This window comes from Colwellia sp. TT2012 (genome assembly GCF_001440345.1).
Classification (GTDB): Bacteria; Pseudomonadota; Gammaproteobacteria; order Enterobacterales; family Alteromonadaceae; genus Colwellia.
This window is the reverse complement of the sequence record NZ_LJYX01000137.1, coordinates 1-798: the sequence shown is the minus strand read 5'-3', so window position 1 is coordinate 798 and position 798 is coordinate 1. Positions and strand designations below refer to the sequence as shown.

Here is a 798-nt window from a genome sequence, read left to right as displayed (position 1 = left end):
CGTCATATGTTTCAGCTACCGCAATACGAAACTCGTCGACGCTCACCGGCTTGACATGTTGACCGTCTGCGGCAACCACGGTCATCTTCAACCCAGGAATGCGGACGTCGAAATAGCTCATGGCGGAGCCGTTGATAAAGCGCAGACGGAGTTTCTCACCCGGTTTGAAAATACCAGTCCAGTTACCGTTGGGTGCCTGGCCATTCATGAGATAGGTATAGGTATCCGCGCTGACATCGCCGAGGTCAGTAGGACTCATGTTCATCTCAGCCCACATCTTTCGATCTGCTACCGTCGAAGACCAACCTTTGCTGCTGACATCGTCTATGAAGTCTCCGACGGTGCGCTTGTGATGGTTGTAATAGCCCGATTGTTTCTTGAGCTTCGCCATAACGCGACTGGGATCTTCGTCGGTCCAGTCAGTCAACATCACCACGTAGTCGCGATCGTATTGAAACGGTTCAGGTTCTTTCGAATCGATGACGATTGGACCGTAAACGCCTGCCTGCTCCTGCAAACCCGAGTGGCTGTGATACCAGTAGGTTCCGTTCTGATGAAGCTTGAATTTGTATTCGTACATGCCATCGGGTGCGATGCCATGGAAGCTCAAGCCAGGCACACCGTCCATGTTGGCGGGTAGGATGATCCCGTGCCAATGGATTGATGTGTCTTGGTCTAGACGGTTTTTTACGCGCAGAGTGACGGTCTCCCCCTCACGCCAACGCAGCAAAGGTCCGGGCAATGATCCGTTGATGGTCATAGCTGTGCGAGGCGAGCCTGTGATGTTTACAGGGCTTT

The 798-nt window shown here is 52.9% G+C and carries 1 protein-coding gene; it reads right to left on the bottom strand.

Annotated features, from left to right (window positions below; all coding sequences use genetic code 11):
* Positions 1-798, bottom strand: a 798-nt coding sequence (locus ASU03_RS19155; RefSeq protein WP_157465995.1) for a copper resistance system multicopper oxidase, incomplete at both ends; no start/stop codon positions are given.